This window comes from Bacillus sp. SRB_331, assembly GCF_003264175.1.
Taxonomy (GTDB): Bacteria; Bacillota; Bacilli; order Bacillales; family Bacillaceae_G; genus Bacillus_A; species Bacillus_A mycoides.
The window spans coordinates 188,172-194,704 of record NZ_NADV01000030.1 but is presented as its reverse complement, the minus strand read 5'-3'; the positions used below and the strand labels follow the sequence as shown (position 1 = coordinate 194,704).

Genomic DNA, 6,533 nt, shown 5'->3' with positions numbered 1-6,533 from the left:
TTACAAAGGGTACAGATTATTTCTCTATCTTCCTTTTCTTACCTTTATATTTCCACACTTTCTTTCCCTTTTGCAACATAACTCATATCTCCAACCGATTCTACTGTATATTCCCCATCTTGATATACAACTTTCGTTACACTTGCATTTTCTACTCCAAGTTTTGTTTTGCTACTGTCTAACATTTCGATTAAGGTAGTAATCAAGAGCCCATGAACGACAACTAAAACATTACCGCCACCATTTGCAGCAGATTCTTCACTAATTTTATCAATCTCTTCTTTTATACGAGTAGAAAATAATTCCCAATCTTCCGCCTGTTTCGTAGGATCTGCTGCTCTAATAAGATTAATCACTTCTTGAATAGAAAACTTCATGAGTTCTTCTGGTGATGCAACGCCCGCAGCTTTTCCAACCACATCCCACATATTTTCAAGTTTTTCACCTTCAAAAATACCAAAATTTAATTCTCGCAATTTTTTTCTTTTCTCAAGTTTTAACTTTGATTGCTCACTATATTTTAATACTAAATTAGCAGTTTCAATCGCTCGGCCGCTATCACTACTATACGCATTCGCAAAAGGAACATCTTTTAATCCTGTTCCTAAATTAGAGGCAACTTCCACACCTTTTTCTACTAATGGAGAGTCTGCCCAACCTTGCGCGCGATGATTCGTATTTAATATTGTTTTTCCGTGTCTTGTAACATATAACGTAACTACATTCTCATTGCTATCTGTTTCTCGATTCTTCATTCTATTCTCTCCCTTTACATTACTATATCAATTTTACCACCTTAATTATTCATTGAGCAAAATATACGTAAGTGAATTTGCTAAATAAAAAAAGCTATCTTTCTGTATATCTCTACAAAAAGATAGCATCTTTTATGATTACATTTCTTAACTGATACTCCTACTTAGCAAAAGCACTCGAATACTGTACAATTCCTTCTACACCTTGCAGAGCGTTCTCACTTAACTCAATCACCATAAACACTTCATCAGGTACTTCAAATGGTGCTTTTATATTCCACTCACTTGCTTTCTTAAAATCAAATTTCGGATAGTATTCCGGATGCCCTAATACTACAACTGAACCATATCCAAGTTCTTTCGCCTTTTCTAAAGCAGCTACGATAAGTTTTCCGCCAATTCCTTTTTTCTGATGGCCCCTAGCAACTGAAACTGGTGCGAGCGCTAATGATTCTACAGAAGTTCCATCCTGTTCTATCGTAATTTTTGATAACATAATATGCCCGACTATTTCCTCATCTACTGCAACGATTGATAATTCAGGAATAAACGCGTCACATTCTCTAATACGTTTTACAAGTTCATGTTCCTTTTTATCACTAAATTCTTCATTTAAAAATGCTTGTTTTACAACTTCTTCTGTCTTACTATAATCATTTTTTTGTTCTTGTCTAATCGTTACCATTCTATATTATCCTCTATTCTTTCTTATTTCTTTTTCAATTTTACGAAGCGCTTTTTTCGATCCGCGCTCAATATCGTGTTGCATTTTTCTTTCTTTATAATCAACAAATAGTGTATTTAAATCATATCCTTCTGGGTATAATTCTTTCGCCGCTACCTCTAAAGTAATACGTTTCACATTCACTTCAACGAATTCACCGTTATAATATACAACGACATTATAGAAATTATCTTTTTCCTTATATACAATCCCGAAATCGTTATGATCTAACAAATTCACACGGTCGCCGATTTTATATTCATAGTCATTTTCTCTTTTTTCTTGCACCATTTTCGGTTTTCTAATCTTACTTTCATTCACTTTTTCTATAGCGTATTCTTTATTTCCCATATACTCTTTCGCTCTTTGCAGTACATGTTCTCTCACATTCATTTTATTCGCAATCCAAAGTGCATTACTTTCACCTGATTTACCGATCACTAATTTATAAAGTGGCTCTAGTGTTTCACTATTAAATTGCATTGCTGCGTTCATAAAATCATCGTGCATTTCTGAAAAGCGTTTAATTTCACCGTAATGCGTACTCGCAATTGTAATACATCCCGCAAGGTAAAATTCTTCTAAAATAGATATCGCAAGCGCCGCACCTTCATTCGGTTCTGTACCGCTTCCTATTTCGTCAAATAACAGTAACGTATTATTATTTGACATCCTCATAATTTCAGAAAGATTTTTCATATGAGATGAAAATGTACTTAGTGCATTTTCGATACTTTGGTTATCACCAATGTCTACAAATATATTTTCGAAAATAGCAATTTCCGTTTCTTTATCTCCAGCGATGTGAAGGCCTGACATTGTCGCTAATGTTAACAATCCAATTGTTTTTAGCACAATTGTTTTCCCGCCTGCATTCGGCCCAGTAATAATTAAACTACGGTATTCTTGACCGATTTCAAAGTTTAATGGTACTACTTTTCCACTTAAAAGCGGATGCTTACAATTCATTAAATGAATGTAGCCATGATCATTTAATTTCGGCTCTATTCCATCAATTGATTTACTAAACTTCGCTTTCGCAAATACCATATCATATTGGCTAATCAATTCCATATTAATTTTTATATGATAAATATTTTCTAATACCATTCCTGATAAAGTCGCTAAAATTTGATATTCTTCCATCGCTTCTTCTGCTTTCAAACCCGCGAGTTCCGCATTTAGCTTTGTAACCGTATGCGGTTCTATAAATACAGTAGAACCTTTTGCAGAAGCTTCAACAATACTTCCAGCAACTTGATTTTTATAGGAAGATTTAATCGGAATCGTATAGCGATCATCCTTTTTACTAATAAAGAATTCCTGAATATATTTCTTATTTGCACTACTATTTAAAAACTTCGTTAAACGTTCTTTTATTTTTCCGTCTACAGAATCAATGTTATTTCGAATTCGTTTTAACTCTTTACTAGCCGCTGCATCAATGCTATTTCCTTTAATTGAAAAGTTAATTTCCTCTTCAATACTTTTAAATTCAGTCATCGAATTCGCATAAGAAGCTAATACTGGTGCAAAAAATTCTTTATCTAACATAAATTTTTTAATCTTTCTACATCCACGTAAAAAGTCTGAAACACTCACTAACTCTGCTGGATCTAAAATCATCCCTTTTTCTAATTTTTGAATTGTACTAGCGATATTAGAAATTCCGAAGAAAGGCACATGCCCTTCTGCATCTACTATAGCTCGTGCTTCTGTCGTTTCATTTAAGCGATTTCTCACTACTTTTATACTCGTACTCGGCTCTAATTTATTTAATAATTCCTTACCTAATCCACTTACACAATAAGATTTCACTATTTCCATTAATTCGTTATATTGTAACTTTTCAAAAGTCATCGTATTCATTTTGTTTCTCCTCACTATGATTGGTCTTTATCATCAATGAAGATACCTACTCATTAGATTCCAATGAGTTCTACATTATTCAATTATCATGTTTATACATTAAAAACATATACAAAAAAGCTGCGGGGATACCGCAGCTTTTACATTTACAAGGCATGTGTAATAACATATGAGAAAATAAGCCATAAAAACAGATGGCAATCCCCTTATTACACGCTTTATAAAGTATTGTAGGTATCTTCATAGGTTTCGAAATAAATGCATGACAAAATTAGGGGTATGATATACATAAAAATCCCCTGGTCTTATCCGATTTATTTCATTAAATTTTTCCTATTTAGTACCTACCGCACTCACAAAAAGCACCTCTCATTAATTTATATTTTATGTTCATTGAAATCTAATTTATTGAAATCATCATACTATATGTTTTGTAAGAAGTAAAGGTGTCATACTTTAATAACTATGCAGAATGTAAAAAAGAAGAGGCGAACTTATATTTCAGTCTGCCCCTTCCTTTTTATCACAAATTTACTGCTGAATATATATTGAAGCTGAGCCTCCATTTACATGGAACTGCCCCCATCCATCTTTATTAATTGTTACAGTATTTGTTTGATTACCCGTAATATCGTACCATACTTCCCCAGCGTTATTCTTTCCAACATCCATCCACTTTGATCCTCCTGGTCCGTCCGAGAGTAATGTCGCTAAACCAGAATTAGCATGTACACCATCGCCTTCTCTTGTCCAGCCAATCACATCTGGATGGTCTAAATAATCACGCTGCGTACCATATGCAAAGTTTTTTCGTGCCGTCAAAATCGGATCAATTTTATCTTTTAACGCTGGAATTTCATAACTACTATTTCCGCTTGTCCCATAGTAATCACCATAGAAAACTGAAGGATAGCCCTCTGCACGAGTTAAAATAAATGCATATGCCAGCGGCTTAAACCACGGACTTACTACAGATTCCAATGACTGCCCAGGCTGAGAATCATGATTCTCAACGAGAGTAACTGCGAGTGCAGGGTGATTTTTCATTACTGTTCCATTTAAAATATTTCTCATATCATAATTCCCATTTCCTGTTGAAGCATAATGAAAATTGTAATGAAGCGGTGCATCAAATACAGATTGATTATAATTGACTTTCGCTAAATAATTGTTTAAAGCCTGAACATCATTTTGCCAATATTCAGCTACTGTAAACATTTCTTTCCCCGTTTGCTGTCTGGCATGATTTACCCAATCGCGTAAATATTCATGATCAATATGTTTAACAGCGTCCAAACGAAAGCCATCTAAATTTAATTCATTCGCATACCATGTTCCCCAATTTTTCATCTCATTCGCAACATCAGGATGATCAAAATCAAGATCTGCATACATCAAATAATCATAATTTCCATTTTCGCTAGACACTTCCCAATCCCACGCTTTATCTACACCCCTAAATTTATAAATTCGATTTAATTTCCTTCCTTCATCCCAATCCGTTCCGTCAAAATGATACCATTTCCATTTGAAATTAGAATAAGCATCTCCGCGCCCTGGAAAATTAAACCCCGTCCATGCACTAATTTGATAATCACCTGATACTTCAATATTTCGATTGTTACGGTCTACCTCAACAGCTGTTACGGTTTCAGTATAATCAGCCCCACCTTTATGATTCATAACTACATCACCGTATACGTCGATGTTTTGCTTATGTAAAGCGTCAATTGCAGATTTCAACTGTGCTTTTGTCCCATATTTCGTCCGCACCGTTCCTTTTTGATTGAACTCCCCTAAATCATATAAATCATAGGCCCCATACCCTACATCATTTTGCGAAGTCCCTTTATATGCAGGTGGTATCCATACAGATGTGATTCCTTTATGAGCTAAACTTTCAGCATCGGAACGCAAACGATTCCAATGATTCCCATCATTCGGAGCGTACCACTCAAAATACTGCATTAATGTTCCATTGTTCACTGTTGCTGCTTCTGTCTTATTTCCCTCATATATATTAGGAAAAAGCAAAATAAACAATAAACAGACTACCGTAATCCTTTTCAACATATTTACACCACCCCCTTCAAGAAAACGTTTGCATAATTTGTTAAAGTTATTATAATATTCGTTCTACAGTTAGTAAAGTAACAATCTTTTAATCTCTCACATTATTTTTCAAAATATGAATTCAACTATTCCACAAGTACCCCCTATAGTTTAAAATTCACATCGGATTCAAAATTGTTTACAATTTATCTATAAAGGCATAACGGAGGGATTTCTATGACCGACTTTCAAAAACAATTTTTCGCAAGATTAAATATAGAAGAAAAACACAAAGTTTCATTTGAAGATTTACCTAACATTATGTACGCAATGGCACAAACTGTCCCTTTTGAAAACTTAAATATTCTCGAAAACAACTTTAAAGAAATATCAAAAGAAAATCTAAAAGAAAAAATTTTAATAAACAACCGTGGCGGCCTTTGTTATGAATTGAATCCGGCTATGTATTACTTCCTTAAAGACTCTAAATTCGATGTCCATCTCGTTTCAGGAACAGTTTATAACGCTGCAAATTCTATATGGGCTGTAGATTCAGGGCATATCGCAACTGTTTTACAACATCATAATGAACTTTACTTAATTGAAGTAGGTTTCGGATCATATTTACCCCTTTCCCCTGTTCCTTTCTCAGGTGAGATCGTTCATTCTGTAACAGGCGACTATCGTATTCGTAAAGAAACGACTGAAAAAGGTAATTATATTTTAGAAATGCGTAAAAGCAATGAGTTTCTAGATCAATCTTCTACTGATGATTGGACAGTAGGTTATGCATTTTACTTGGAAGAAGTGGATGAAACGAAAGCAAATGCAGCACAAAAAATTATTGTTGAACATGAAGGTTCACCATTTAACAAAGTACCTCTTGTTGTAAAACTTACTCATGACGGGCACGCATCATTAACAAAAGATAGCCTTACAGTAACGAAAAATAGAAATAAAACAAAAGAAACAATTACAAAAGGGCAATATACAAACCTCCTTCATTCAACGTTCGGCATTACATTATAACTTTTAAAGCCTCGCCATTCTCGGCAAGGCTTTTTATTTTCCAGCAGGGATTTTTTGCAATTTGTTGTATTTCATAGTTATATAGGAATATAACTACATATTTA

General features: G+C 34.1%; 5 protein-coding genes. 1 reads left to right on the top strand and 4 read right to left on the bottom strand.

Annotated elements, in window-relative coordinates; translation table 11 throughout:
• Positions 1-44: 44 nt before the first annotated feature.
• From B5P42_RS21300 to amyS, 4 genes are all read right to left on the bottom strand, one after another.
• Positions 45-755, bottom strand: a complete 711-nt coding sequence (locus B5P42_RS21300) for a histidine phosphatase family protein (RefSeq protein WP_113735140.1) — start codon at positions 753-755, stop codon at positions 45-47.
• A gap of 160 nt (positions 756-915) precedes the next feature.
• Positions 916-1,440: a GNAT family N-acetyltransferase gene (locus B5P42_RS21295; RefSeq protein WP_113735139.1), complete on the bottom strand. Its 525-nt coding sequence runs from the start codon at positions 1,438-1,440 to the stop codon at positions 916-918.
• A gap of 6 nt (positions 1,441-1,446) precedes the next feature.
• Positions 1,447-3,348, bottom strand: coding sequence for an endonuclease MutS2 (locus B5P42_RS21290; protein WP_016120590.1), 1,902 nt, complete (start codon positions 3,346-3,348; stop codon positions 1,447-1,449).
• Positions 3,349-3,879: 531 nt separating this feature from the next.
• Complete coding sequence (gene amyS, locus B5P42_RS21285; RefSeq protein ID WP_016120591.1) at positions 3,880-5,421, bottom strand: alpha-amylase; 1,542 nt, start codon at positions 5,419-5,421, stop codon at positions 3,880-3,882.
• A gap of 216 nt (positions 5,422-5,637) precedes the next feature.
• On the opposite strand from amyS, the gene B5P42_RS21280 reads away from it, so the two are divergent.
• On the top strand, positions 5,638-6,429 hold the full coding sequence (locus B5P42_RS21280) for an arylamine N-acetyltransferase family protein (RefSeq protein ID WP_016120592.1): 792 nt from the start codon (positions 5,638-5,640) through the stop codon (positions 6,427-6,429).
• The last annotated feature ends 104 nt before the right edge of the window (positions 6,430-6,533 follow it).

Bases quoted from the DNA above. Each gene is read 5' to 3' on its own strand.
- B5P42_RS21290 (WP_016120590.1), bottom strand. From the start codon at position 3,348: ATGAATACGATGACTTTTGAAAAGTTACAATATAACGAATTAATGGAA.
- amyS (WP_016120591.1), bottom strand. From the start codon at position 5,421: ATGTTGAAAAGGATTACGGTAGTCTGTTTATTGTTTATTTTGCTTTTT.
- B5P42_RS21300 (WP_113735140.1), bottom strand. From the start codon at position 755: ATGAAGAATCGAGAAACAGATAGCAATGAGAATGTAGTTACGTTATAT.
- B5P42_RS21295 (WP_113735139.1), bottom strand. From the start codon at position 1,440: ATGGTAACGATTAGACAAGAACAAAAAAATGATTATAGTAAGACAGAA.
- B5P42_RS21280 (WP_016120592.1), top strand. From the start codon at position 5,638: ATGACCGACTTTCAAAAACAATTTTTCGCAAGATTAAATATAGAAGAA.